This is a genomic window from Paracoccus haeundaensis, assembly GCF_006239215.1.
Classification (GTDB): domain Bacteria; phylum Pseudomonadota; class Alphaproteobacteria; order Rhodobacterales; family Rhodobacteraceae; genus Paracoccus; species Paracoccus marcusii.
This window is the reverse complement of sequence record NZ_VDDC01000118.1, coordinates 1-646: the sequence shown is the minus strand read 5'-3', so window position 1 is coordinate 646 and position 646 is coordinate 1. Positions and strand designations below refer to the sequence as shown.

Genomic DNA, 646 nt, shown 5'->3' with positions numbered 1-646 from the left:
GAACTGGGGTCGCTGCAGGCCAGCCGCGCCTCGGCCGCGATCCGCCAGACCGAACTGCAGATCCAGAGCCTGCGCCTGGCCGCCGAACGCCGCGAGATGGCCGAGACGGAACTGGGCGATCTGGGCTATCGCGAGCTGGAGCTGGCCGAACGCCGCCGCAGCCTGACCGAACAGCTGGACCGGCTGGAGATCCGCGCCCCCGTGTCGGGCGTCGTCTACAACATGCAGGTCACCACGCCGCGGTCGGTGATCCGGCCCGCCGACCCGCTGCTCTACATCATCCCGCAGGACCGCCCGCTGGTGATCGGCGCGCGCGTGGCGACGATCAACATCGACGAGATCCAGCTGGGCCAGCCGGTCGTCCTGCGCTTTTCCGCATTCTCGTCGCGCACCACGCCGGAAATCGACGGGCGGCTGGACCGCATCTCCGCCGATGCCCTGCTGGATGAGGCGACGCGGACCCCCTATTACCGGGCCGAGGTCTCGATCCCGCCCGACCAACTGGACAAGCTGGGCGGGCTGGCACTGGTGCCCGGCATGCCGGTCGAGGTCTATATCCAGACCGGCGACCGCAGCCCGATGGCCTACCTGATGAAGCCGCTGGCCGACTACTTCAATCGCGCGTTCCGCGAAAGCTGATCAGCGC

The 646-nt window shown here is 69.0% G+C and carries 1 protein-coding gene; it reads left to right on the top strand.

What is annotated here, in order from left to right:
- The coding region (locus FHD67_RS20255; RefSeq protein ID WP_139599867.1) for a beta-barrel domain-containing protein at positions 1-639 on the top strand (639 nt) is incomplete at its 5' end.
- Between the last annotated feature and the right edge of the window lie 7 nt (positions 640-646).